Source organism: Flavobacterium sp. YO12 (assembly GCF_004119495.1).
GTDB lineage: Bacteria > Bacteroidota > Bacteroidia > Flavobacteriales > Flavobacteriaceae > Flavobacterium.
Window position 1 is genome coordinate 22,369 of the sequence record NZ_NRQU01000033.1, and the last position, 26,934, is coordinate 49,302.

The 26,934-nt window shown below is 32.5% G+C and carries 26 protein-coding genes and 1 pseudogene; 10 read left to right on the plus strand and 17 right to left on the minus strand.

The genetic code is table 11. From position 1 onward, the window contains the following. Positions 1–134: 134 nt before the first annotated feature. Both BOW55_RS12210 and BOW55_RS12215 read right to left on the minus strand, forming a co-directional pair. Positions 135–1,241 carry an NADH:flavin oxidoreductase gene (locus BOW55_RS12210; RefSeq protein WP_129024346.1) on the minus strand — a complete coding sequence of 369 codons (1,107 nt, stop codon included), beginning with the start codon at positions 1,239–1,241 and terminating at the stop codon, positions 135–137. A 6-nt stretch (positions 1,242–1,247) separates the two neighbouring features. Beyond that, a complete protein-coding gene (locus tag BOW55_RS12215; protein ID WP_012025367.1) occupies positions 1,248–1,550 on the minus strand; it encodes a helix-turn-helix transcriptional regulator in 303 nt (100 codons plus the stop codon). Positions 1,551–1,716: 166 nt separating this feature from the next. Here BOW55_RS12215 and BOW55_RS12220 point away from each other — a divergent pair, with 166 nt between their 5' ends. Together BOW55_RS12220 and BOW55_RS12225 are read left to right on the plus strand one after the other, a co-directional pair. Continuing rightward, positions 1,717–2,208: a TlpA disulfide reductase family protein gene (locus BOW55_RS12220; RefSeq protein ID WP_129024347.1), complete on the plus strand. Its 492-nt coding sequence runs from the start codon at positions 1,717–1,719 to the stop codon at positions 2,206–2,208. 11 nt (positions 2,209–2,219) lie between these two features. Continuing rightward, positions 2,220–2,690: a hypothetical protein gene (locus BOW55_RS12225; protein WP_129024348.1), complete on the plus strand. Its 471-nt coding sequence runs from the start codon at positions 2,220–2,222 to the stop codon at positions 2,688–2,690. Between the two features lie 28 nt (positions 2,691–2,718). On the opposite strand, the gene BOW55_RS12230 is transcribed toward BOW55_RS12225, so the two are convergent. The 3 genes from BOW55_RS12230 to BOW55_RS12240 are packed head-to-tail and all read right to left on the minus strand — an operon-like array spanning position 2,719 to position 4,543. Further along, a complete protein-coding gene (locus tag BOW55_RS12230) occupies positions 2,719–3,228 on the minus strand; it encodes a hypothetical protein (RefSeq protein WP_241686546.1) in 510 nt (169 codons plus the stop codon). Positions 3,229–3,287: 59 nt separating this feature from the next. Further along, complete coding sequence (locus BOW55_RS12235; protein WP_129024349.1) at positions 3,288–4,154, minus strand: chromate resistance protein ChrB domain-containing protein; 867 nt, start codon at positions 4,152–4,154, stop codon at positions 3,288–3,290. Positions 4,155–4,174: 20 nt separating this feature from the next. Beyond that, the gene (locus tag BOW55_RS12240) at positions 4,175–4,543 is read right to left on the minus strand and encodes a hypothetical protein (protein ID WP_241686547.1); all 369 of its coding nucleotides are present in this window, start codon (positions 4,541–4,543) and stop codon (positions 4,175–4,177) included. 280 nt (positions 4,544–4,823) lie between these two features. On the opposite strand from BOW55_RS12240, the gene BOW55_RS12245 reads away from it, so the two are divergent. From BOW55_RS12245 to BOW55_RS12275, 7 genes are all read left to right on the plus strand, one after another. Next, the gene (locus BOW55_RS12245) at positions 4,824–5,693 is read left to right on the plus strand and encodes an AraC family transcriptional regulator (RefSeq protein WP_129024350.1); all 870 of its coding nucleotides are present in this window, start codon (positions 4,824–4,826) and stop codon (positions 5,691–5,693) included. 189 nt (positions 5,694–5,882) lie between these two features. Beyond that, on the plus strand, positions 5,883–6,299 hold the full coding sequence (locus BOW55_RS12250; RefSeq protein ID WP_129024351.1) for a cupin domain-containing protein: 417 nt from the start codon (positions 5,883–5,885) through the stop codon (positions 6,297–6,299). A gap of 22 nt (positions 6,300–6,321) precedes the next feature. Next, positions 6,322–6,735, plus strand: coding sequence for a cupin domain-containing protein (locus tag BOW55_RS12255; RefSeq protein WP_129024352.1), 414 nt, complete (start codon positions 6,322–6,324; stop codon positions 6,733–6,735). A gap of 117 nt (positions 6,736–6,852) precedes the next feature. Beyond that, positions 6,853–7,263: a hypothetical protein gene (locus tag BOW55_RS12260; RefSeq protein ID WP_129024353.1), complete on the plus strand. Its 411-nt coding sequence runs from the start codon at positions 6,853–6,855 to the stop codon at positions 7,261–7,263. Positions 7,264–7,349: 86 nt separating this feature from the next. Beyond that, positions 7,350–8,222, plus strand: a complete 873-nt coding sequence (locus BOW55_RS12265; RefSeq protein WP_129024354.1) for an AraC family transcriptional regulator — start codon at positions 7,350–7,352, stop codon at positions 8,220–8,222. Positions 8,223–8,326: 104 nt separating this feature from the next. After that, on the plus strand, positions 8,327–9,691 hold the full coding sequence (locus BOW55_RS12270; protein ID WP_129024355.1) for an amidohydrolase: 1,365 nt from the start codon (positions 8,327–8,329) through the stop codon (positions 9,689–9,691). Between the two features lie 256 nt (positions 9,692–9,947). Then, positions 9,948–10,109, plus strand: a complete 162-nt coding sequence (locus BOW55_RS12275) for a DUF1328 family protein (protein WP_129024356.1) — start codon at positions 9,948–9,950, stop codon at positions 10,107–10,109. A gap of 86 nt (positions 10,110–10,195) precedes the next feature. Here the strand turns inward: BOW55_RS12275 and BOW55_RS12280 are convergent, their stop codons facing one another. The 12 genes from BOW55_RS12280 to BOW55_RS12335 form a co-directional block, all read right to left on the minus strand. Then, positions 10,196–10,825, minus strand: a complete 630-nt coding sequence (locus tag BOW55_RS12280; protein WP_089055741.1) for an MCP four helix bundle domain-containing protein — start codon at positions 10,823–10,825, stop codon at positions 10,196–10,198. Positions 10,826–10,933: 108 nt separating this feature from the next. After that, entirely contained in the window at positions 10,934–11,386 is a 453-nt protein-coding gene (locus tag BOW55_RS12285; RefSeq protein ID WP_129024357.1) for a hypothetical protein, read from the minus strand. 162 nt (positions 11,387–11,548) lie between these two features. Beyond that, on the minus strand, positions 11,549–13,276 hold the full coding sequence (locus BOW55_RS12290) for a sodium:solute symporter (RefSeq protein ID WP_129024358.1): 1,728 nt from the start codon (positions 13,274–13,276) through the stop codon (positions 11,549–11,551). A gap of 122 nt (positions 13,277–13,398) precedes the next feature. Continuing rightward, positions 13,399–15,930, minus strand: a complete 2,532-nt coding sequence (locus BOW55_RS12295) for a PIG-L family deacetylase (RefSeq protein ID WP_129024359.1) — start codon at positions 15,928–15,930, stop codon at positions 13,399–13,401. A 162-nt stretch (positions 15,931–16,092) separates the two neighbouring features. Then, positions 16,093–16,620 carry a hypothetical protein gene (locus BOW55_RS12300; protein ID WP_089055737.1) on the minus strand — a complete coding sequence of 176 codons (528 nt, stop codon included), beginning with the start codon at positions 16,618–16,620 and terminating at the stop codon, positions 16,093–16,095. A gap of 189 nt (positions 16,621–16,809) precedes the next feature. Next, on the minus strand, positions 16,810–18,642 hold the full coding sequence (locus BOW55_RS12305; protein ID WP_129024360.1) for a hypothetical protein: 1,833 nt from the start codon (positions 18,640–18,642) through the stop codon (positions 16,810–16,812). Positions 18,643–18,729: 87 nt separating this feature from the next. Beyond that, complete coding sequence (locus BOW55_RS12310; RefSeq protein WP_129024361.1) at positions 18,730–19,830, minus strand: AI-2E family transporter; 1,101 nt, start codon at positions 19,828–19,830, stop codon at positions 18,730–18,732. 110 nt (positions 19,831–19,940) lie between these two features. Beyond that, positions 19,941–20,471 carry a mechanosensitive ion channel domain-containing protein gene (locus BOW55_RS12315; protein ID WP_129024362.1) on the minus strand — a complete coding sequence of 177 codons (531 nt, stop codon included), beginning with the start codon at positions 20,469–20,471 and terminating at the stop codon, positions 19,941–19,943. Between the two features lie 10 nt (positions 20,472–20,481). Beyond that, the gene (locus tag BOW55_RS12320) at positions 20,482–21,066 is read right to left on the minus strand and encodes a Maf-like protein (RefSeq protein ID WP_129024363.1); all 585 of its coding nucleotides are present in this window, start codon (positions 21,064–21,066) and stop codon (positions 20,482–20,484) included. Continuing rightward, complete coding sequence (locus tag BOW55_RS12325; RefSeq protein WP_129024364.1) at positions 21,059–21,985, minus strand: geranylgeranylglycerol-phosphate geranylgeranyltransferase; 927 nt, start codon at positions 21,983–21,985, stop codon at positions 21,059–21,061. Before BOW55_RS12325 ends, BOW55_RS12320 begins: the two co-directional genes overlap by 8 nt. Before the next feature lie 137 nt (positions 21,986–22,122). Beyond that, positions 22,123–22,650, minus strand: coding sequence for an HAD family hydrolase (locus BOW55_RS12330; protein WP_129024365.1), 528 nt, complete (start codon positions 22,648–22,650; stop codon positions 22,123–22,125). Further along, positions 22,634–23,395: a Rossmann-like and DUF2520 domain-containing protein gene (locus BOW55_RS12335; protein ID WP_129024366.1), complete on the minus strand. Its 762-nt coding sequence runs from the start codon at positions 23,393–23,395 to the stop codon at positions 22,634–22,636. Before BOW55_RS12335 ends, BOW55_RS12330 begins: the two co-directional genes overlap by 17 nt. 306 nt (positions 23,396–23,701) lie before the next feature. Between BOW55_RS12335 and ccsA the strand changes: the two are divergent. Continuing rightward, positions 23,702–26,934 (plus strand): annotated as a pseudogene (gene ccsA, locus BOW55_RS12340) (cytochrome c biogenesis protein CcsA); the annotation flags it as partial.

Consider the following 26,934-nt stretch of genomic DNA (forward strand, 5'->3'; position numbering starts at 1 on the left):
TCAAAGGGGCAAAGTAAAAAAAAACCTGTCTCTTTGAACCTTTGCAACTTTGAACCTAAAAAAAAGTTCAAAGGACAAAGTAAAAAACTCTGCCCCCTTTGAACCTTTGTAACTTTGAACCTAAATAAAAAAACTTATTCTAAAACCAATGCTCCTAAAGCTTCTTTGCTGAAACCTTTTAATTGGTCTAATTTTCCTTCTTTAATTTTAGCAACCCAGTTTGGATCAGATAAAAGTGGTCTTCCAACGGCAACTAAATCAAAATCACCTCTGTCGAAACGTCTGTTCAATTCCTCTAAAGAAGTTGGCTCAGAACTTTCGCCGGCAAATGCACCAAAGAAATCACTAGAAAGTCCAACAGAACCTACTGTAATAGTTGGAGTTCCAGTTACTTTTTTAGCCCATCCTGCAAAATTCAAATCAGAACCGTCAAACTCAGGCTCCCAGAATCTGCGTTGAGAGCAGTGCAAAATATCCACACCAGCATCAACAAGAGGAGTAAGCCAAGCTTCTAATTCCTGTGGATTTTTAGCCAATTTATAGTTATAATCAGAAGGTTTAAATTGAGAAAAACGCATAATCACAGCGAAATCATTTCCAACTTGTTTTCTGATTTCTTTTACAACTTCAATCGCAAAACGATTACGTTCTGGTAATGTTTTACCACCATAAATATCAGTACGCAAATTTGTTTCGGCTCTAAAGAATTGATCTATTAAATAACCATGTGCACCGTGAATTTCGATAGTATCAAAACCTAATTTTTTGGCATCAGCAGCCGCTTTACCAAAAGCTAGAATTGTATCTTCAATATCTTTTTCAGACATAGCAATTCCGTTTTTAAAATCTGGACGATTTAATCCAGATGGTCCTTCAAAAGGAACCGGAGGAACCCATCCAGAATGGTGATTATCCATAACGCCCATATGCCAAATCTGCGGTCCCATTTGTCCGCCGGCAGCATGAACTTCATCAATCACTTTTTTCCATCCATTTAAAGCTTGCTCACCGTAAAAGTGAGGTACATTTGCATCATTAGATGATGAAGGTCTGTCGATTACAGTTCCCTCAGATAATATTAAACCAACTTCACCTTCAGCTCTTTTTTGGTAGTAAGAAGCTACTTCGTCAGTTGGAACTCCATTTGGAGAAAAAGAGCGCGTCATTGGCGCCATTACGATTCGGTTTTTCAGATTTAACGTTTTTAAGTTAAATGGCGAAAACAGGTTGTTTGTACTCATAGTAATTTACAAATTAGATTGAATTAATTTACTAAGTGCTTCAAAGGCACCTTCGTTGCGTTTATAATAAGTCCATTGCCCAACACGTTTGGCTTCGATGAATCCGGCGCGTTGTAAAATAGACAAGTATTCAGATACTGTAGATTGTGTTAAGCCGGCTTTGGCTTGAATTTGTCCTACACAAACTCCGTGTTCAAATCCACCATGCTCAAGCTGTCCCGGAAAGTTTATTTCGGGTTCCTTCAGCCATTCCAGCATTTGTAGTCTAGACTTGTTAGAGAGCGCCTTAAATATTTCTATATTTTCCATGGCGCAAATATATCGACTTTTCCCGATATACCAATTAAGTAAAATATTTTTAGCAAAATTTTATGACAGAGGAGAGGAAAGTGTAATAAAAAGAACTAAAAAATAATTAGAAAATTTATATTTGCTTTTAGTTTTAAAAGTCCCAAACTACTAAACTTAATCAATGATGAAAAAAACTTTACTCGCTTCAATTTTTCTATTTTGCATAATAACGGGTTCAAAAGCACAGGTCGTAGGTACTGATGTTGGCGATATTGCTCCAGAAATTGATCTTCCAGATTTAAAAGGCAATCTTGTGGCGCTTTCTTCTTTAAGAGGTTCTTTGGTATTAATAGATTTTTGGGCTTCTTGGTGCGGACCTTGTATCAAAGAACAACCATCATTACTTAAATTACACAATACTTATCCTGAAAAACTATCCATTTACGGCGTTTCTATGCATACTAAAAAGACATTGTGGGCAGCTGCAATTGCAAAAGGAAAATTGCCTTGGACAAATGTCAGTGATTTAAAATACTGGCAATCTCCAGTTGTTAGCGATTATATGCTGCAATCTGTTCCCTTGAATTTTTTAATTGATAAAAACGGAATTATATTAGCAAAAAACATTCACGGACAGGCTCTGGAAAATAAAATTAAAAGTGTGTTAGCGCCATGATACTTCATAAAATGGAATCAAACCTTTCTTTAGCAGACTTTCGTACAAGATTGAAGAATAGTATCGAAATTGGCTCTTTAAAAGTGAATTTAAGCCGTTTTAGACTGTTTCCCATATTTGGTGGAGCAAAACCTTTTTATGGATTTTTTGACGACACCAGTTTTCGCTTAACAATAAATTCCGCTGCATCTCCGACAATTTTTATTGTGAGAGGAAACTACAAAAACATTGGTAATAAGGTCAATGTAAATTATATTATTGAAGAAAATAGCAAATTTCAATTACTTTGGACACAATACTCTCCAGTAGTTTTTCTAATATTCATTAATATATTTTTTCTCTTCATTGGCAGAGGCCTTAGGCGGGCAACTACAATTGTAAGTTTGTTTCTTCTTATTGTTATATTCTATTCAAGATGGAAGGAAGAAAGAAAGAGAAAAAAATTAGAGCAAAAGTTTATTAGAATTTTTGAAATTAAATGATTTTAAAAAACAGATAATATTTCATTTTTTAAGAGTTTTTAAAAAGCAATTCCAAATTGAAAACCAATCGTAAAAGAGGCGGGATGATTATTGCCAAACGAACGGGCAGTGGAACAGCCGCAAAATAACTGCAATTGTCACTTTTTATAATCGTTTTATTTATTACAGGAGTTATACCGTATCTGCCGCTGCTTTCAAAAGCGGCTCTTCCTGCAAAAGTATAACCATGTCCTAAGGCAACCAAAACGCCGGGATGAAACAATAAATTGGTTACTTTATCGCTGTTTCCTTGTACTTTTATATTCGGAACAACTTCAAATGAAAATCCTATTTTTTGATTTTTCCAAATATTGATTCCTGTTGGAAAACCAACAGCATAATAATCTCTAAAGTTTACACTAGTTTGTTCATCGCTGAAAGTCACAATAGGATGAAGAATTCCAAAATAACCCGTAATTTTTGGATAAACTGTTTGTGAGAACGCATTGAAAGTTAAAGAAAATAAAATAGCAGAAAAAAGGTGTTTAAATGAAATCATAATAGTTTTGTTAATTAAAAAAACAAAACTATAGACAATGCAATTTTATAAATAGTACACTATTTACCTTTTGTATTTGAATTACTTTTAAGTGCGTTTTTACGATACGATGAAGGATTCTTGCCTGTTTGCAGTTTAAATATTCTAGTAAAGTGACTTTGATCTGAAAATCCGGTCATGTATGCTATTTCAGTTAAAGTATAAGTTGAACTTTCAATAAGGTTTATGGCTTTCTCGATTCTAAGTTTTCGGACATATTCTCCAAAGTTTAAATCTTCAAAATACTTAGAAAATTCTCTAGACAAATAAGAAGGATTAAGCTCTAAATCATTTGAAATTTTCTTTAGATCAAAAGTGAATTGTGCATCAATTTGATCTTGAATTATGTTTTTTAAATCTTTGACCCATAAAGGTGTTTTTTGATTTGTTTTTTTCTCGATCAAAAACTTTTTATATACTTCATGAAGCAGATTTTCAAACGGACTGTTTTGAAGATGATTTTGTTTATACAAATGTTTTGCCCAGCTGTAGAGCGCATCATAAAGCTTTAGTCCTGTTTCTAATAATTCGGCATCGTTACTAATATTATGAGAAAGTCCAGCAGAAATTGCCCAAAGTCCAGCAGCTTCTTTCGCTAGATCGTGGCGGTCAGTATCGGCGCCGCGAATAATTTTAGCCATAATTAAAACCGCAGGATCAACAATTTGATACTTTTTTATAATGTAATCAAAAGTGCATTCTTCATTATAATGGGTAAATTCTACTTCGGGAATGTCAAACGGAATTGCTTCTAGTTCTTTCGCTTTTTCTAAAACTTCACTAAAAGGCACGTAAATAAATTCGGCATCACTGTCTACAAATTTTTTGATCAGCCACGGACTGGCGATCCTGTCAATTTTTGGTCTTTCACGAGTGATCCATTTCATTACTGTTCAGAGAATTAAAACTAGTCGTTATCTGCTCCGGATTTTTTAACTCCGCCAAAACTTGTTTTCATCATTTCTCTAATCTGGAATTGTGTTTTGTTTCGGGTAACACTTTTCCATTCGTCAAAATCATAAATATGAATTTGATCTGCATATGGATTTGTAACAAAGAAAAGTCTTGAAATAGAGAATTTATAGTATTTTAATTCATGCGAAATGTGACGGTCGGGTACCACAATAAGAATCGTATCCCAATCTAGAAAATTTTTGGGAACGTCCTCTCTTTCAGTTAATCCAAGAGATTCAAAAAAAGGCAAGTATCTTTTGGTCATTATTCTTATCGATTTTTTCATCGATACGCTTAATGGCATTAAGAAGCTTTTTTTCATCTTTAATAACACTCATATAATCTTTGTTTTTTTAATTTTATATAAAATTACATCAAATCAAAATCATTTTTAAAAGTATAGCCAATAGAATGATTCTAAATTTTTAATAACCATTTTCATGCCATAGTAATGAAGTTATTACATCAGCTCTAATGAAACGAACCTTACTCTATTTATTAGTGCATTTTACTTTGAATGAAAAGGTTTTGGAAATTTTAAAGTAAGATTTACCTAAAGAAAAACAACTGAAAAATATATTTGATTTTCATAACTTTGCAAAATGAACAATCAAACAGAAACTCAGAATTGCGATTTTACTTCAGACTTAAAGCTAAAAGGTTTTAAAGTGTATCAAATAAATGGGGATCAAAGTAAAATTCCGGTTTACAGCCGCAGGGATTTTTATAAAATCTGCATTAATACCAGTAAAAGCATCATACAATATGCTGATCGCGGAATAGAAACTGATGGTACTATCTTGTTTTTTGGCAATCCAATTATTCCGTATTCGTGGGAAACAATCTCCGAAGGTTACGAAGGTTATGCCTGCGTTTTTACAGAAGAATTTCTAAAATCAAAAGACCGTTCAGAAACACTTCACGAATCTCCTTTGTTTAAAATAGGAGGAACGCCAATATTTTCTTTAAATGCTGAGCAGAAGATGTTTATTGATTCTTTGTTTCAAAAAATGATCAAAGAATATGAAACGGATTATGTTTTTAAAGATGATTTAATGCGCAGCTACGTCAATTTGATAATTCACGAATCGATGAAAATGCAGCCTTCAGAAAACTTCTTTAAACATAAAAATGCATCTTCAAGAATTACCTCTTTATTTTTAGAGCTGCTGGAAAGACAATTTCCTATAGAGACTAAAAACGAACCATTGATTTTAAAAACACCTCAGGATTACGCACAAAGTCTTGCTGTGCACGTAAATCATTTAAATCGTTCTGTAAAAGAAGTTACAGGAAAACCAACTACAGCACATATTACAGAGCGCATTATTGGCGAAGCAAAAGCGTTATTACAGCATACAGACTGGAGCATTTCAGACATTGGTTATTCGCTTGGATTCGAGTATCCGAGTTATTTTAATAATTATTTTAAAAGACTTACAGGAACGGTTCCAAAATCATTGAGAGCATAAATTGTTTCAATTTCTTAATTTTTTGTTTGAATATTGTTATTTTGCAAAAGCCGGCTTGAACTACTTTTGCCTTGAAATTATAGTATTAATCTTTTATCAGTTTTTAATAGACTAAATAATACTTCATAAAGCGCACTCTAGCTTTCTCGATTTAGTTTTCTGATTCTGATAATTCCAAATAAGAAAATTATGAAAGCATCAGAAAATGAATTTAGTACAGGTATTTTTCCAAAAGGAGACTTAGCATCTGCTGATTATTTTACAGGAAAAGCATGGGTAAAAATGTTAGTTCCAAACGATCCAGTTTTAAATACAGCTGTTGGAAATGTAGTGTTTGAGGCTGGTGCACGAAATAACTGGCACACCCATCCGGGCGGGCAAATTTTAATTGTAACGCAGGGAACTGGATATTATCAAGAAGTAGGAAAGCCTATTCAGTTGCTTAAAGTAGGTGATGTAATAAATATTCAGCCAGAAGTAAAACATTGGCACGGCGCATCGCCAAACAGCGAATTTACTCATATCGCTATAAGTACAAATACTGAAACAGGAATTTTAAACTGGCTTGAACCTGTAACGGATGAAGAATACAACAGTTTTAAATAAAATAAATCTCAAAAAATAACTTATGTCAACAAATTATACCACTGTAATTGAAGAAGGAAAAGTACCGAATATGTATATGACGGGCGAAGTATCTTATAAAAAACAAACAAGCGAAATTCATCCCAAAAACACCATTATTAAAGAAGTAACTTTTGAACCTTGTGCAAGAAGTAAATGGCACAGCAACGCAAGTTTACATTTGCTTATTGCAACAAATGGAGTAGGTTTTTACCAAGAAAAGGGAGGTGAAATAAGAACGCTTCATAAAGATGAAGTAGTTACAATTTTACCAGGAGTAGAACATTGGTATGGCGCGACGCCCTTTAGTAAATTTTCTTATATCGCCATTATTACAGAAATTGATAAAGGCACAGGAGTTTGGCTGGAAAGTGTAAATGATGAAGAATATTATGGAACTTCAAATTATAATATTTAAAATACATAGCATTAATACTATAATTTTATAGTATTGTAAATAATGAAAGAGTTCTGTCTTACCTAAGGTAGAACTCTTTTGTTTTTAGGTATATTTGATAAATTTAAATATAAATCTATGGAAATATTTATAGGTTTAGCAGGTTTAATTATAGCTTGGCTAACATATAATAAAACGTTTAATTCCAAACCAGATGAGGAAAGAAATAACTTATTAGGAATTTTTATTGCTACACAAAAGCTTCATTTGGAAGTACAATCTATAATTCAAAAGTATATAGATGATAATGATGGTGCAAATCATCAATTATATCCTAATATAACTTTTCAACAGTATCTGATTGTTGCTAAGGAAGAATATGAAAAAGGATTATCAGATAAAGTGTATCAAGAATTAAAAACTAATAAAAATTACACTAAAAGTAATATTGCTACTTTTCAAGACATGATTTATACACAACATAACGCTTTATTGCAGTTTAGAAGTCAATTATTGTTTTTAGAATCTTCTACACAAATAGAAAATTAAAAGGGCCATAAAGAGAAAATTTTTCTTTGCTTTTTATATCCTTAAATTCTATATTTTTGAAAATCTATTACTAACTGCATTATCCTTTGGCAAAACATCCAATTCCCGTTTTATCTGTTGGCAATATACTTGGAGAAGAAACTTTAGGTATTACTTTGTTTCGTCATAGTGTAAAAGGCCGAAATGCATTTGAACAGCCGCATAAACACGATTTTCATCTTGTATTTTTTGTTGAAAAAGGATCAGGAATGCACAATGTCGATTTTACGCAGTATACAGTCAATGATTATCAAGTGTATTTTGTGAGGCAGGGGCAAGTTCACAATTGGCTGTTAAACGTTGATACAATTGGCTTTCAGCTTATGATTTCGCCAGAAATTGTTAACGCATTTTCTAATTTGTCAGCGTTTCCTTTTTTTGAACAAAATGTTCCTTCCTGTCTTTCTGTAACCCAAGAACAGTTTGAAGGTTTAAGAAATCATTTGAATGAAATTGAACTAATTTTACCTGATAATGATTTAAGCACGAAAGAAATTGTATTGCTTCGACTGCATTTATTACTTAAAGTATTACAAAAGGATTATTTAATTCAATTTCCACAGCACGATTCTTCGACTAAGCCAGAAAAAATGATTAAAAAATTCAATTCTTTGATAGACAATCATTTCAATGAAGAATTCTCGGTTAACTTTTATGCCGATAAGTTAAATATTACTCCCAATTATCTCAATATACTTTCTCAGAGATACTTAAAATCTCCAGCTGGCGATATTATAAAAGAGCGAACAATTCTAGAAGCAAAACGTTTGCTTACGAGTACAGATTTATCTATTAAAGAAATCGCGTATCAGCTTGGTTTTAATGACAATGGCTATTTCTCTAAAGTTTTTAAAAAGTATACAGGGAAAACACCAGGCGATTTTAAAGAAAGTTATAATTTTTACCATCCTTATCCGTAATATTACAGTTGCTGTTTTAATTTCTAAACGATTTTTGCATATTCATATATTCTAGCAATTTTAGAGTATATTCTAAAATCGTACTAAAAAACAAATCATAACTTATGGAAGATAATATAATCAGCAGGAAAAAATTCTTAGGATTGGGAGCTGCTGCAACTGGAGCTGCTTTATTCTCTGGAATTGCTGGAAATGCCGCATCGCTGCCTGAAGAAAGTAAAGAAAAGGTTTCTGGAGATTACCTATTGACTAATGTGCGCCTAGAAGAAGGTTTTAATTACAACGAAAAAAACGAAGTTATTTCGACCAAAACGGGTTTGTATAATTTGCATATTGCTAATGGAAAGATTAAAAGTATCACTTTAGATAAGCCTGCTTTAAAGCTTAAAAATGTTGATGCTAAAGGCATGCTTATGCTTCCTGGATTACGTGATATGCACATTCATATTGATAAAACGTACTACGGCGGAACGTGGAATGCTGCACCAAGAAAAGGATATACGGTAAAAGATATGATTGCGCTAGAACAGAAGATAATTCCACAATTACTGCCAGACTCTCAGCGTAAAGCCGAAGAAGCGATTAAACTAATGCAAAGTCAAGGAAGTTTCTTTGCTCGTTGTCAATGTAATATTGATCCTGTAAGCGGATTAAAAAGTTTGGAGCATTTACTGGCGGCTTTGGATAATAACAAAGATAGTTTTGGCTGGGAAATTGTTGCTTTTCCACAGCACGGAATTTTGTACTCGAAATCAGAGCCTTTATTAAGAGAAGCTGCTGCAATGGGAGTTGATTTTATTGGCGGTCTTGATCCGACAAATGTTGATGGTAATATGGAAAAATCGCTTGATGCTATGTTTCAAATTGCAATAGATACGAATAAAGGAATAGACATCCATTTGCATGAATCTCCGCCATCTGGTCAAGCAGCGATTGAATATATTATAAAGAAAACTGAGGAAAACAAGCAGTTACAAGGAAAAACATACATTAGTCATGGTTTTGCGCTTGCAAGAATGGATCCAAAAGATCTTGAAAAGATTGCAGAACAAATGGGTAATCTTGGAATAGGAGTAGTGTCAACAATTCCGATTGGGAGAACGATTATGCCAATTCCGACTTTGAAAAAATACGGTGTAAAATTAATGACTGGAACGGATAGTATTGTTGACCATTGGCAGCCTTTTGGTACGTGTGATATGCTTGAAAAGGCAAAATTATGCGCTCAATTATATGGCTGGACAGACGAGTTTGGCTTAAGTCGTGCGCTTCACATTGCAACAACTGATGAAGTATTGCCTTTAAACGATTCTGGAACCCGCGTTTGGCCTGCAGAAAATAATGACGCTAACTTTATTCTGGTAAAAGCAAGCTGCTCTGCCGAAGCTGTAGCTCGTTTACCAAAAAGAGAAGGTGTGTTTTATAAAGGTAAAATGATTTATGGCGGAACTGAGTTTTTGAAAGGCTAAGTTTCGATGAACATTGTATCTAAACAAAAATCTAGAACTCCCAATTTTAAAGAATTGGGAGTTTTTTTTTGATAGTAACTTTTTATATTCATTTTCAAGACGTTAATTTTAATTATGAAAGTAATTCTCGAAATTATATAACAGAAAAATCTTTCTTTTTGATGAATTTTGGTATATCAGTTTGATTAACTCATGTATAACTTGAGTAGAATAGGTGAGAAGCAAACAAAATCGATATTAACTAAAATTATTTATTATGTTACGATGGACAGTCATATTTATTATTCTGGCAATTATTGCAGGAATATTTGGTTTTGGAGGTATTGCCGCTGGAGCCGCTAGTATAGCAAAAATTTTATTTTTTATATTTTTGGTGTTATTTGTTATTTCGCTGATCAGCGGACGAAAAAGCGTTTAACAGCTTAACTTAAACAACAAAACCACTCTGAATAAAAGTGCAGAGTGGTTTTGTTTAATTTTTAAAATTACAAATAGTTTTACGCTTTAGTTCAAACTTGGCGGTTCAGGAATTTTAATCGTTCTTTTGATTTTTTTGACTATAAGTAGATAACAAGTTACTCCGCCTAAAATTATAAGCAATGCAATTTGAAGCTGACCAAGACTGTTGTTTTTACTATACATTGCATTAGCGTTTGCTAATTGTGATTTTCCTTCCTGAATTTGAATTTGCGACAATGATTCTAGTGTTTTTAAAGCTTCAGCGCTTGAAACGGCAATTTTATTCCAATCTTTATTCTCGACTTGTTTATTGATCTCTTTACAAGATTTTAAAAATGTATCAAAATGCTGTTTTTCTTTATTTGTGAGAACCGTTTTAGCATACAAATCATCGATATTATGAATAATATTCAGCGTATGTATAATTTCATCTTTCTTAATATTGTCGCTTAAGTCTAGTTTTTCAGCTTCTGCTTTTATAAAATGAAGTTCCTTTGAATACTGAAAAATATAATGCGCTACAACCAATCGGTCATTGTAAATGGCATTGATATGTTTGTTTACATTTTTAGAATTTTGCAGAGTATTAAAATTTCCAAGTAAAATTAACAGCATTACGATCAGCAAAACAAAGGCTGCTTTGGTTTTATTGCTGTACTTCTTAAGGTCTTTCATGAAAAAGCTTTTAATCGACTAATTTACAAAATTTAATACGGTATTTTAGCAATATTGCAATTAGTTTATTTCTTGATTCTTGATTGCAGCTAAAAATTGAAAATGCATTTAGTATAAAACCGCACACCAAAATGTCCAAAGAATAAAAACAATCTGCAGCGGGATTCTAAACCACAAATATGACGTTGCGTTTCCGTTATAAGTTCCATTTTGATAATCTATATGTTTTATAGCGGCATAAATATTGGCGGGAAGTAAAAAGATAAAGAACACTACTAATATCCATCCAGCATAAACTTTCGTTGAAGAAATCAAAAGACATATTCCTAGTACAATTTCGATTATCCCAGTTGCGTAAACCAACTCTGTTCTAAATGGGATTTTTTCAGGAAGCATCATTACCATTCCTTTGGTAAAAACAAAATGTGCAATTGCCGTAAAACACAACATTACACACATTGCGATTCTTGCCGCCATAAGTATATCATATTGATTTGTTAGGAATTTTAAAGTAAAAATTGAAACTAAAAAAACAACAATTAGGACAATTAATGGTTTCATTTTTAGTGATTTGAAGGTTTTATCAAAGATAAAAGATTTTATTGAAATGCTTGAAAACCTTTTAGAATGTGTACAAAAAAAAAATCTTTGTCAAAGTTTTAAACTTTGACAAAGATTTTCGTTTAGTATAATAAAATATTTAAGTCAAAAAAAAAAAAGATATTATTCTAAAACAATCTGATCATCAGAATCCCTTTTTCCTCTAAAGAATATAAACTGAATAATCAATGATAATAGTATCGTTAGAATTGCTCCAATAAAATTAAGCCATAAATACCCCAGTTTTTCCTGAGTATAAATCATAAAATAATAAATGATAAAAATACATATCTGGCTGATAATAGCACTATAAAACATAGGTTTTGCCTGAACGCGGCGTAAATAGAATCCAACTAAAAATATACCTAGAACGGTTCCGTAGAATATCGATCCAATCATATTTACAAGCTGTATTAAGTTTTCAAACAAAGTTCCAACGCAGGCAAAAAGTATCGCTACAATCCCCCAGAATAATGTAAAAAACTTAGTAGCATTAAGATAGTGTTTCTCGGATTTCTCGGTTTTGACATTTCTTTTGTAAATATCTATTGCTGTCGTTGATGCCAATGCTGTTAAACCAGATGCTGTTGACGACATTGCGGCAGACAAAATAACGGCAAGCAATAAACCAATTAATCCTTTTGGCAAATAGTTTAAAATGAAATGAAAAAACACATAATCTTTATCATTTGTTTCACTGCGACTGTCTGCTCTCAAAATAATTTCTTTGGCGCGGTCACGTAAATCTTTTTCTTTATTGGATAATGTTACTAATTCTTTACGCAGAATTGGATTATCAAAATCTTGATTTAGCTGATCGATGTACAATAAATTAATTACTTTTTTGTCTTCAGAAAGTTTACTCAGCTTTTTCTCCAAAACATGATATTCCTCTTTAAAAGCTGATTTTTCAATTACTGTCTTGTTATTTGGATTAAAATTTAATGGAACTGGGTTGAATTGAAAAAATACAAAAACCATAACTCCTGTCAATAAGATAAAAAACTGCATCGGTACTTTTAAAAGACCATTCATGATTAATCCCATTTGGCTTTCACGAACCGATTTCCCAGATAAATATCTTCCAACCTGCGATTGATCTGTACCAAAATAGGCGAGGGCTAGGAAAAAACCTCCTGTAATACCGCTCCAAATAGTATACTTTTCCTCAGGATCAAACGAGAAATCAACAATATTCATTTTATCGTTTGCACCAGCGATATGCAAAGCGTTGTTAAATGTCATATCATTTGGCAGATAATGCAAAATCAGGAAAAATGTTATAAACATACCCGACATAATCACAAACATTTGCTGCTTCTGAGTAACGTTTACGGCCTTTGTTCCACCCGAAAAAGTATAAATAATAACAAGAACACCAATAATAATGTTCATTACGGTAAGATTCCAACCCAAAAGTGCCGAGAGGATAATTGCAGGGGCATAAATGGTAAGTCCAGTTCCTAATCCTCTTTGAACAAGAAATAAAATGGCTGCAAGAGAACGTGTTTTTACATCAAAACGCTTTTCAAGAAACTCGTAAGCAGTAAAAACTTTATTTTTGTGATACAGCGGAATAAAAGTAACGCATATTACTATCATTGCAATTGGCAGTCCAAAATAAAACTGCACAAAACCCATTCCGTCATGATAAGCCTGCCCGGGAGTAGATAAAAAAGTAATAGCGCTGGCTTGGGTCGCCATTACTGAAAGTCCTACAGTATACCAAGGAGTTTCATTATTCCCTAGAATAAAGTCTTCAACATTTTTACTTCCTTTGGTTTTCCAAGAACCATATCCAACTATGAATAAAAGTGTTACAATAAGTACGATCCAATCAAATAGCTGCATAGGTTATGAATATAATTGCATGATTAAGAAAAATATTAAAATATAAATGGCATTAGCAACCAAAACATAGGTGTAGCTTTTTTTCCATTTTTTTACTTTTTTAGCTTCCATATTTTCGTTTTTTATTGCTTAATATCTTGTTTAGGAGCTTCTATTGGCTGTTTCAGCGAAATCATGTTAGATAATAATCTATAAGCTCCTGCAACGCCTTCAGGTAATTCTCTAAAGAAACTTAAACCGGTGTAAATATAATATCCTTTTCCGTATGGCGCTACTAATAACGCGCCGTCTTTGGCTGATTCGCCTTTATCATGTGAAGAGATAATAGGAGTAAAGGCAGGATCATATTGATTTGGATAATACAAGCCTTGTTCTTGTGTCCAGCCTTCAAAATCTTTTGATGAAATTTTATTTGGAGTATTTAAAACAGGATGATTTGGTGCTAAAAATGTAACTTTTGCATTTTCTTCTGTTACTCGGTCGTATGATAATTTTAACGGATATGGCGCAATTTTATCTGTTACCAATTGTCCATTTGTATTGTATTGAACAATCATGTTTTTACCGCTTTTTACAAAATTGAATAAGATACTTTGCTTGTTAGCCAAAGCATTTACGGTATTATAAGCACGAACTCCTGTAATAACAACATTAAATGAATCTAATTTTTCTGGTGTGATTTCTTCAGGTTTTAAGATCGTTACTTTATATCCCATTTGCGAAAGACTTTCAGGAACTTCATCACCAGCACCCATTATATAAGCAATAGCATCTCCCGAAGTTTTTAAATCAATTCGTATTGCTTTTGAATCGGCTGATTTTAAAACCATCTGTTTTGTAATATGACTGAAATCAATAATTGTCTCTGCTTTATCAAAACGTTTATTATCAATAGTAACAATACTTTGCGCTGTAGTTTCTTCTGGATTTACGGGAGGTGTAACTTCGAAATAAAAGATATGTTCGTTTCCTTTTTGATCTAAAGTAAACGGAATTTGTTTAGGAACTACAGTCCAGCTTTTTGGTAATTCTAACTGTAAATTTCCTTTTACATTATCTTTTCCTGCGCGAACTTTTACGGGAATCATTTTACTGTTAGTATCTCTAAAAACAAGTACTTTTTCTAAAATTGAAGTGGTAACGTCTGGCACAACATCAAGAAAGTTATACATTTCGCCTTTTACGCTGTCGTTGTATTTGTAAATAACGGTACGCTCAAACGGAATTTCGACACCTTCAATTTTTATGGTAAAAACAACTTTTACATTTCTAATAATATCTGGAATCCCAATGTTTTCTTGATTAGAAACAGTATACATTCCAACAGTTGCTTTTTCTTTTAACCAATAAGGCTGTGTGTATTCAATGTTTTCTGGCAGTTTTGTTTGAAGAATAAACTTTTGAGTGCTGTTGTTTTTTAAAATACTATTTTGAATAGTTATTTTATTGTCTGGCAATGAAGTAACACTTGTAAGCTGCATGTTTACTGGAGACCTGTTTATTGCCTCTAAACTAAGTTTTACGATGCTTCCTGGAGTGGCTTCCTGCTCGCTCGCAACAGCTTCTAAATATAAACCTGCACAAGATGCGATAATATTTTTTACAGCTTCTGATTTTAAATTTTTCCAATGATCGTCGTTTAAAGCTTCAATCATGGTGTAGGCTTTTACTAAATCTGGTATACTCGCCGATGGATTGCTAAAATCATACTTGGCAATAATTATCGATATTAAATCACCAATTGGTTTTCCGTTTTTAACACGATTCCAAGTCGTATCGATTCCATCAAAAACATTGTTTTTATCTAATCCGTTTTCGCCTTTAATTACTTCTAAATACTCTGTTTCTTCACCACGAACACCAGTACTTCCAAAACCTTGCGATTGATGACGGCTTCTGCTCAATGCGGCTATTTCTTGATTTGATTTTCCTAATCCAGTATAATATACTCCCGTTTCTAATTTTGCAAAATTAGATTTGTTAGCAGCATCAAATTTTTCCTGACTTCCATAAAACCACCATGAAGGATTAAAATAAAGTCTTTTTACCTGCCAAGGCGAAACAAATTTTAATTGTTCAGGATATACTTTTGAATCGTTTGTTAGATTATAACTCTCGACACTAAGCATTGCAGATGACGTATGATGTCCGTGCGTTGTTCCTGGCGAACGATGATCAAATCGATTAATTATTACATCCGGCTGAAATTTTCTAATAGTCCATATAACATCGGCCAAGACTTTATCTTTATCCCAAATTTGTAAAGTTTCATCGGGAGTTTTTGAAAATCCAAAGTCATTTGCTCTAGAAAAAAACTGCTCGCCACCGTCTATTTTTCGGGCTTCAATAAGTTCTTGAGTTCTTATTACACCAAGTAACTCGCGCAATTGAGGACCAATTAAATTCTGACCTCCATCTCCTCTTGTCAGCGACAAATATCCAGTTCTAGCATTTACTTCGTTTGCAAAATAAGAAATCAAACGTGTATTTTCATCATCCGGATGTGCTGCAACATACAAAACTGATCCTAAAAAGTTTAATTTTTTGATTTGATTGTAAATCTCTACTGAATTTGGTTTTTGCGGCTGCTGTGCGAATGCGATGTTAAAACCTATTAAAAAAAATAGAATTAATTGAACTGGAGTTTTTATCATACTTGGTTAGTTGGTTTTTTAATAGACTCAAAAATAGTAATTAAATTATGGAACAGTATTTAAATGAAATGTTAATGTTTAGTTATTGAAAACTAATTAGATACTGTTTAAACATGCAAAAAGAGCGTATTAATAAAAATTAATGCGCTCTTTTATAGTTATTTATCTTCTTCCGCGACCTTCGTGACGATCGTCATCATCATCTCTATCATGTTTTCCATGATGTTTGTTGTTATGTTTATCATAATGTTTGTCGTAGTGCTTGTAATTTCTGTTATCGTTACGACGATCATTATAACCATAAACTGGTCTTGGTCTATAAGGTCTTTGTGGCGCACCGCAATATCCTTTATAGTATTTTACTTTGTGTCGATCAAAGTAAGTGTAAGGAGTCCTTCCATGATAATCTGTTAAAACTACTTTGTAACCTCCGTATAAATCATAGTTTCTGTACTGTCTAGGTAAATAAGTTGTTCTAACCCATCTTCCGCCTCCAAAATAGATGAACTGCGAAGCTCTAACATCATAATAAGCCTCAATATCTGGCAAATAGTAATACTCCATATCTGCATATCCGGCTGGTCCCCAAGCTGGCGGATTACCTATGTTAACGTTTATCGATACCTGAGCTTGTGTGGCATTTGCAATCAAAAGGAATAATCCGGCGATTGCTATTTTCATTGTTTTCATCTTTTCTAAAGTTTAAATGTTAATCTTGTTTAAGGATTTTCATATACCGTGCCAAAAATAAAAACGTGATACCGTTCGTCGGATAAAATATACTTTTTAACGAGTGAATTAGTGTTGTAAAATCTGTAATGTATTGATTTTTAAACTAAAAATAAAACACAAAAAAAAGTAAAAAAAATAAAGCTCTATCTATTTATAATCGACAATTCTTGGTTTTGCAAGTTCAAAACTTTGAAGTCCATAATCACTAGTTTCAAATGTATTTGTTTTAAAAACATTATCTCCTTGATTTGGAATACTTGGATAATAGGATAATGAGAGTTGAAAAGAACTGAAAACCAAATAGTCATTGCTTATTAATAATCCCAAAGTAATTTTTGAATAAGGTTTACTTCTTAACATTGCATTATCTGGACTTCCTAAAACTGCTATCGAATAGTTAAAAAATGGATTTAAACGGAAACCTAAAACAGAATGCGGCGAATAAGTTTGAGTTTGAAGCGATAAAACAGCTTTGCTTGTTCCATAAATAGCGCTATTAAATCCTGCTAAACCATTCTGCTCGTTTATATTCAGTTCATCGCCAATGATATTCTCGCGGTTTACACCTATAACAAGCTTAGGATTCACAAACTGTCTTAATTTCCAGTTTCCTATAGTGAACAGTTTAGTAAAGTAATTAGACTCTAATAAAAAGGCGGTTTCGTAAGTTTTTGATTGATGAAAAAAAGTTCCCGCTTCAAAATTCATGCTTAAAAAACCCAATCGGTAGTAGTTTCCAAATGAAAATTGTGCTCCGGCATAAGGTCTCCAAAAGGTATTTTTGTATTGATATCCCAATGTAATACCGTAAATACGACCAATTGGAACATCCTCCGTTTGTCCGTTTCTAAAAATATAACTGTCTTTTATAAATTTACGTCTATTCAATCCAATACCCGCTAAAAGCAGTTTTTGATCAGAATAGAAATTTGTAGGATCATAAACTTCTGAAGGTGTCTCGGTAAAATCCACATTTAAAAAACGTGCTGCTACAATTAGATTTGTAATTGCTTTATTTTCATCTTCAAAAACTTTCGTGGCGTGACCTCCCCATAAATCTTGAAAATTATATTTAAACGGCTGATATGCATAAGTCAAATCAGGAGCTTGCAGCGTATCTTTTCTGAAATTCTGCCCAATATAAACGCCGCCTGCCCATTTAGTCAAAGGAGAATAGAAATCACGTTCAATATCTATTGATTTGCTGTAATTGTTATCGAGATCCATGTTGTAATGCAAGGCGGCTCCAATATAAGTGTTCTTAATATTCGGAATCGTATACGTAGCATCATTACCATTTCGACCGTCATCAAATCGGTTAGTGTATCGATATTCTAATTGCTGACCGGAACCAAAAAAATCTTTTTCTTTAAAACCTATCGACATTTGATTACTTGATACTGAAAATCTTGGTATGGTACTCCACGAATCCAAAACCCTGATAGTAATATCAACAGAATCTGCCGCCATTCCAACTACCTTGTTTGAAATTCTGACTGCCGTAACATATCTCTGAGATCGTATTAAACGTTCTGTTTCCTGAACTTTATAGCTGTCATAAACTGTGTTTTTTCTAATTAACAACAGGTTTTTTATAGCAATTTTCTTTGTTTTTAAATGAAGTCGATTTCCTGTACGTTCTCCCCAGTTCTTTGGCATCACAGTAGAATCAACTACAGAATGTCCAAACGGATCTAATGTAATAATGTTAATTTTTCGGATAATTTTTCCATCAAAATTTGTGGTATCAGTGGGAACAAGAACTTCGTCTTTTTTTCTAGGTTTCTTTGCTCTGAATATAAGCTTATGTAAGGTTTTGGTGAATTTGTTCTTCTTAGAATAATTTCTAATTCGATTGTATATTTCGGTAGTATCTTTTTTAGCTTTAGTCTTTTCTTTTAAAGTATCTGACTGAGCATAAATGCTTTGTAAACTAAAGCACAACAAAATAAAAACTATTATCTTTTTATTTAGCAACATTCAGGTATTTTTAAACTTTCTTTTTTACTTATTTTAATATGAATATAAGATAAATAATACGAACATTTTTAAAATTGACAGCTTATTTTAATAGACAGTTTTTGTTTTTCGAATTCGCCAGATGAATTTTTTAGGCATATGATTGCCCATAACATAACCCCAAGGTTCTAGTGAATCTATACGATCGAAGATAATTTTTAAAATTGCAAGGAGTGGAATTGCTAAAAACATTCCAGAAATTCCGGCCGCTGTACCGCCAATAATAATTCCGATAATAGAAACAAAAGCATTTATTTCGACTTTTGAATTAATGATTAATGGCACCAGCAAATTGTTATCAATCAATTGAACAATTAAGTTCACGATCAAAATTCCAACAACTAATGATACTTCGGCAGAACCTGTTAAAGAAGCAAGAATCGTAATTAAACCCGCAATTGCAATTCCGATGTAAGGAATCAGGTTTAAAATCCCTGTTATTAATCCTAAAAGAATGAAATATTTCACACCAATAATCCAAAGTCCTAAACTGGTAAGTACCGAAACTACAATCATTTCAAGAATTAGACTTACAATATAATTATTGATCGAAACTTTTATCTGAGTAAGAATATCTTTTAACGCAGCGTGATTTTCTTTGCTTATTAATTTGGCTAAAAAAAGTATAAAATGATCTTTGTATAAGAGAAATAGAAATGTATAAATTGGAATAATAGTACAGTCTACTAATAGATCACTTATAGAAATTAAAGCTGATCCTAAAGTAGCATTTCCGTTTTTAACCGAATCTTTGGTTACGTTATCTAAATACTTTTTCTGCTCGCCAATACTTACATGAAAATTCTCTTTTATAAACTTATGAATTTCAATTAGAAAGGAGTTTGCATTCTTTTTAATCGTATCAAAATCATTTGCCATATTCGTAACTTGATAGGAAATGAAAACCAAAATTCCGACTATAAACAATAGAAAAATTAAAACACAAACTATAGCAGCAAAATGCCGCGGAAACTTCAATTTAGTATTTAATATCGTAAAAATAGGAAGCAGCAAAACAGCAAATAAAAATGCCATGAATACTGGTGTAAGAATATCTTTTGCAATGCAAAAAATATAAGCAAGTGCAATTAGACTTACTAATATACAAGAGAGTTTTGCATAGAATGGCAGTTTTATTGTTGGAATCATTTGGAGAGATTTTATAGTGAAACGTTAAAAAGCTAAACAAATATTGCAATTTATCTAACGTTTTGCGTTCCAGCTTTTTAGTCAAGCCTTATAAAATTCCCATTCAAATTTTAGTCAAAAAATTCCTTTTCTTCATATTGTGTCGGCATAATCGAAATACCTTTTTGAAGAAGCAGATTGTTAGGAAAAATAATTTTTTCTCCTTCTTTGGTTTTTAGATTGACATGAAAAGCGCTGATATCCTCGATTTCGGCTTCGATAGGAAAATCTTTATCATGTATTTTTATAGTATCTCCAATTCGGAATGGAAATGAAAAAAACAAAATCATTCCCGAAGTAATGTTACTCAGAATAGACCATTGCGCAAAAAAAGCAACGCCAATTACTGTTGCAATAGACGAAACCGTAAAAAGTATATCTTTTGTTTCAACACCCCAAATTACTATCAAACTTATTACAACAAGTATATTCATTAGTATATGAGTATATTTAATTGCCAAGTTTGTTCTGTGCTCCAATAGCTGACTGCTGCTGGCAAAACGACGAATTAATTTTGCCACAATAACACGCATTGTTATTAATAATAAAAGAACAATTACGGTAGCAATAATTTCCTGGCTATACTCTTTGAAAGAAAACATATCTATTTTTTTACACTAAAGTACTCAAATATTCATAAACTTTGGCTGTTGGCAGTCCCATAACATTTGTATAAGAACCTTCGACTTTTGCAACTGCCATAAAACCAAACCATTCCTGAATTCCATAAGCACCCGCTTTATCATAAGGTTTGTAGTTTTCTATGTAATATAAAATAGCTTCGTCTGATAAATCTGCGAAAGTTACTTTTGTAACATCATTAATAAGGGTAGAAGAGGAATTTGTTTTAAAGCAAACCGATGTAAACACTTCATGTGTTGCATTCGACATGGATTTTATCATTTGAAAAGCATCTTCTGCATTCTTTGGTTTTCCCAATGCTTTATTGTTATGCCAAACAATAGTATCACTTGTTACCAAGATTTCATTATCATTTAATTCTCCATCAAAAGCATCTGCCTTTAATTGTGCCAGATAATCTGTAATTTCGACTGCTTTCAGCTCTGGCGGATAGATTTCTTCAATTTCTTTTAAACGAATTTGAAAATCAAGATCTAAATCTTTAAAAAACTGCTGTCTGCGTGGCGATCCCGACGCAAGAATTAAACTATATTTTTTAAGCTTTTCTTTAAGCATTGTATTTGATATTTAAATTAATGATGAGAATGGATAAAATTCCGAAGAACAAAATAAATTTTAAAACAGTACTTAAATGCTGAAAATCCTTTTTTGACTTTGCGCTGAATACTTTTACGATAAAATAAAGTAAAGGTGCTAAAACAAAAAGAAATGCATAAATGGTAACAATAAAAAGATGGTTTTGAACAAAATAAGTATTAATATAAAGTAACGATAATATAAACGGAATTATGGCACAGGCTAATGCAATTTTAGCTGCTCTGCTAATACCAATTGCAATTGGTAAAGTATTCATTCCTTGATTATAATCGCCATTTACATCTTCAATATCTTTAACTATCTCGCGAATAAAATTAATCATAAAAGCAAAGAGGGCGTAGTCTATTAAAATCGAAAATAAACTGGCCATTTGTGCTTGATTTTCTGAATTTACGACAGGAAAAAGATCAAAGATTCCAATAATAAGAACACTTACAGAAAGGAGTGCAGCAACAACAAAATTACCCAAAATCATAATCTGCTTTAAAGTAGTTGCATAAAAGTAAAGTAGTGCAGCTATTAAAATAAAAAGTGATGCAAAACTAGGACGCAAAATAATATTTGACAACAAAAAACCTATTGCAACACCGGAAATATTAAGACCAATATAAATATTGTATGCTGCAGTTTCTGAAATTCCTTTTCCAATAACCACATCATTTGGTTTGTTTATAGTATCTGTTGCAACATCGTAAATATTGTTTATTACATAACCTGCAGCAGCCAATAAAACGGTACTTAAAACCAAAAGTCCGTATTGCCAGTCAGATAAAGCCAAAGGAATATCCTGTTCTTTTAAAAAAGCATAACGAAATAAAACCTGCATAAAAGCAAGCATTAGTAGATTTTTATATCGAATGAGTTTTAGGTATTTCATTTTTTTGGAGATTCTGAGTGGCTAAGATGCTAAGATTCTAAGGCTTTTTTTAAAGGTTCAAAGAGGCAGAGAGGCAAAGGTTCAGAGATTTTATTGAACGTAAACTGTGACTGAATACTTCGACTGCAAACTGAGCACTAATCATGCTTTCCATTAAAATACTCCATCCATTTACCTTGCACTTTCATAACTTGCTCAATAACGTCTCGTGCGGCACCTTTTCCACCTTTTACATGCGAAATATAACGGCAGATTTTTTTAATTTCAGGAACTGCATCTTGTGGAGAGGCAGGTAAACCAACTAATTTCATTACATGATAATCTGGAATATCATCTCCCATGTATAAGACCTGTTCTGGTTTGATATTATTTGCTTCTGTATACTCTTTAAATGTTTTAACTTTATCAGGAGTTCCTAAATGAATATCGGTAATTCCTAAATTTTGAAGTCTCACTCGAACGCCTTCGTTGCTTCCGCCAGAAATAATACAAACATTATAACCGCTTTCTACAGCTGCTTTCATCGCATAACCATCACGAATATTCATTGTGCGAAGAATTTCTCCTTCTGTGGTTACAAAAACGGAACTGTCTGTAAGCACGCCATCAACATCAAAAATAAATGTTGTAATGTCGTTCATCATTTCTTTATAACTTTTTGCCATTATTCTCTATAGATTGTGTTAGTATTTTATAAATATTCTTTTGATTTTCATCTGTTATAAACTCCAAATGTGCATTTGTTGTTACTGAATCACGGCGTATTGCAGGACCAGTTTGTGCACCAATCGGGTCTAAGGTTTTAATTTTATCGGCAGTTTCCTGAATTAAAGGTTTTAAAACTTCAAACGGAACATGATGTTCGTCACAGATTTCTTTTCCTATTTGATATAGATGATTCGTGAAATTATTAACGAAAACAGCCGCTACATGCAATGCTTTTCGCTGTTCTGAACTAATTGCAAAAACAGCATTTGAAATGCATTTTGCAGTAGTTTCTAAGATCGCATAATCTTCTTGATTTTCAGCTTCTAAACAAATTGGAATTATAGAAAAATCGACTTCTTTACTTTTAGAAAATGTCTGCAGCGGATAAAAAACGCCTTTTCTGTTTTTTGAATCTAAAATGTCGATTGAAGTAGTACCGGAAGTATGAACAACTAATTGATTCTTAAAAGGTAATTGCTTTGAAACTTCTGAAATTGCAGTATCAGAAACTGAAATAATGCATAAATCTGTTTCTTTTAAAATCGAAAATTCGGTTACGATTTTTTCTGAATCAATAATAGAATTCAAAGCTTCTTTTTTTCTGGAAAACACCTGTACAATTTCAACAAGATTACTTGCAGAGAACGCTTTTATTAAATGTTGAGCGACATTTCCAGAACCAATTATCGTTATTCGAATCATATCGCAAAATTAGTATTATTTTTTTTAAACTTAATTGACATAATAAAGTTTTGCCACAGATTATGCTGAATAGAATGATTTTCGATCGATTATTTTTTTACAATTAAACTTTTAAATCGCCTAATCTGCAGTAGATAAAATAGCAAATATTCTACATCTGTACTTTTGTAAAGCTAAGCGTACATTTTTGTCAATATGATTAAATTTGACGCTCTTTATTTGGTTTTTATTAACAAAATAGCCCTACTGCTAATCAACATTTTTAAGTACTTTTGTGGCACTTTTATACAATGTAATTCCTTAAAAATGGATAAAAAAATATTCTCTTTTTTGTTTTCTACACGATTAATGGCCGTTCTTTTTTTAGCATTTGCAATCGCAATGGGTATTGGAACTTTTATCGAAAGTAAGTATAATACCGATACTGCCAGAATTTTAATTTACAATACATGGTGGTTTGAAGCTATAATGGTTGTTTTCATGCTTAATTTCTTCGGAAATATAAAACGTTATCAATTATTAAAGAAAGAAAAATGGGCTACTTTATTGCTTCACCTTGCTTTCGTTTTTATCCTTTTAGGTGCTTTTATCACTCGTTATATCAGTTATGAAGGAATGATGCCTATCCGTGAAGGGGCAGCCGAGAATCAAATTTATTCAGACAAAACATTTATTACCGTTTTTGCTGATGGCGAATATAAAGGTGAAATGAAACGCAGGGTTTTTGATAAAAGTCTTTTGCTATCTCCTGTAACCAATAACAATTTTACACTTTCTGGTAAATTTGACGAAACTCCTTTTGAGGTAAGTTACGTAAACTACATTATGGGAGCTAAAGAAATGATCAAACCAGATCCCAAAGGAACACTTTATTTAAAGTTAGTTGAAGCTGGAGCAGGCGGACGTGAAGAGCATTTCTTGAAAGATGGTGAAGTACAAAACATTCACAATGTATTATTTGCTTTAAACAAACCAACTGACGGCGCCATCAACATTAATACAACTGGTGAGCAATATACCATTCAAACTCCATTTGAAGGAGAATTTATGAGAATGGCCGATAAATTAAAAGGTGCTGTAACTAAAGATAATGTACAGCCTTTAATGATGCGTTCTTTATATAGTATTGGCGACATTCGAATTGTGTTTCCAGATCCAGCCGTTAAAGGTGTTGTTGATTATGAATCTAGCAACGACTTCAAAGCAAAATCTCATACAGACGCTTTAATTGTAAAAGTAAAAGCTGACGGTGAAGAAAAAGAGGTTAGACTTTTAGGCTCTAAAGGAAGTATAGGGGAGCCTCAAACCGTAAAAATTGGAAAAATAGAATACAGCTTATTCTTTGGCAGTAAAGCTTATGTTTTACCTTTTAAAGTAAGATTGAATGATTTTATCGCTACGAAATATCCAGGAACAGAAAAAAGTTATTCTGCTTTTGAAAGTAAAGTAACCGTTTTAGATTCTACAGAAACTTTTGATGCTGATATTTATATGAATCACGTTTTAGATCATAAAGGATATCGTTTTTTCCAATCTTCATTTGATCCGGACGAAAAAGGAACTGTACTATCTGTAAACCATGATTTTTGGGGAACTTCAATTACTTATTTTGGCTACTTTATGTTATATCTGGGATTAATGGCAATTATGTTTACCAAACATTCTCGTTTTGCCGATTTAAAACGCAAATTGGAAGTTGTAAAAAAGAAAAAAGAAAAATTTATCACGATCTTAGTTTTAATGATTAGTTTGAGTGGTTTTGCTCAAGCACCTCATGTTCATACACCAGGAGACAATCACAATCATGATCATAATCATACAGCAGATCCAAATGATCATGCAAATCACGTAACAGCTCCACCAAGTAAAAAACAATTAGACTCTTTATTGTCTATTTACAAAGCACCGACAGCACATGCCGCAAAATTTGGGCGTTTGATTATTCAAGATGCTGGAGGTAGAATGAAACCTGTTAATACCTTTTCTTCAGAATTACTAAGAAAAGTAAGTCACGACGATACGTATAACGGAATGAACTCTGATCAGGTATTATTGTCTATGACGCAATATGCACAAGTTTGGATTCAGGTTCCTATAATCTATATCAAATCTGGAAATGACAGTATTCGTAAAATTATTGGAGTAGATAAAGAAGCCAAAGCGGTTGCATTTGTTAACTTTTTTGATGCAAACGGAAACTATAAACTTTCTCCATATTTAGATGCAGCTTACAAAGCGGCAAATCCAAATCAGTTTGAGAAAGATTTTATTGAAACAGATAAAAAAGTAAATTTAATGGAGTCTGCTTTAAGCGGAAGCATTTTGAAAATTTTCCCTGTCCCAAATGATCCAAATCATAAATGGGTTTCTTATTTAGAACGTGAAAATGCAGGTTTAAAAGGAATGGATTCTACTTATGTAAAGCAAATTTTACCTCTTTATTTTAGTGCATTAAACAATGCTTCTATTTCTAAGAATTGGGATACTGCCGATCAATTAGTAGAAAGTCTTAATGGTTTTCAAAAGAAATTTGGCGCTAAAGTTCGTCCAAGCGAACAAAAAATTGATGCCGAAATTGCATACAATAAATATGATGTTTTTAAAGGATTGCCTTATTGGTATATCACAGTGGCGAGCTTGATGTTTATATTTATTATTGTCAATATTTTCTTTGAAAAAAAATGGCTTCGTATTACAATAAACGCATTCCATATCATGGTGGGCTTGCTATTTGCTCTTCATACATTAGGATTAATAGCACGTTGGTATATTTCTGGTCACGCACCTTGGAGTAATGCTTACGAGTCTATTGTATATGTAGCTTGGTCAACAATGTTCTTTGGTTTGGCTTTTGATAGAAAATCGAAACTTACTGTTGCTTCATCTGCATTTGTTACAGCTATGATTTTGATGGCGGCATATATGAACTGGATTGATCCAGAAATTGCAAACTTACAACCAGTTCTTAACTCGTATTGGTTAATGATTCACGTTGCAGTTATTGTAGGTAGCTATGGTCCAACTGCATTAGGAATGATTCTAGGTTTTGTAGCATTAGTATTGATTTTCTTTACAACTGAGAAAAACAAGCTAAAATGGAATTAAACATTAAAGAGATAACTTATATCAACGAAATGTCTTTAACTATTGGTCTTATCATGCTAACGATTGGAAACTTTCTAGGTGGACAATGGGCAAACGAAAGTTGGGGACGTTACTGGGGATGGGATCCAAAAGAAACTTGGGCTTTAATTTCTATCATGCTTTATGCGTTTGTAATTCATGCTCGATTTGTTCCAGCTTTACGTGGAAAATGGTTCTTTAATTTGATGAGTATGTTTGCGTTTGTTTCTATTTTATTTACATATTATGGAGTAAACTTCCATTTAGTTGGTCTGCATTCCTACGCAAGTGGAGAAGCACATTCACTAAGTTGGGTTTACTATTGCTTAGGTACAATTTCTCTAATTGGAGCAATAACATATCCAAAATACCGCAAGTATTATAAAACCAAGAAAAAAAATAAAGACAAAAAAAAG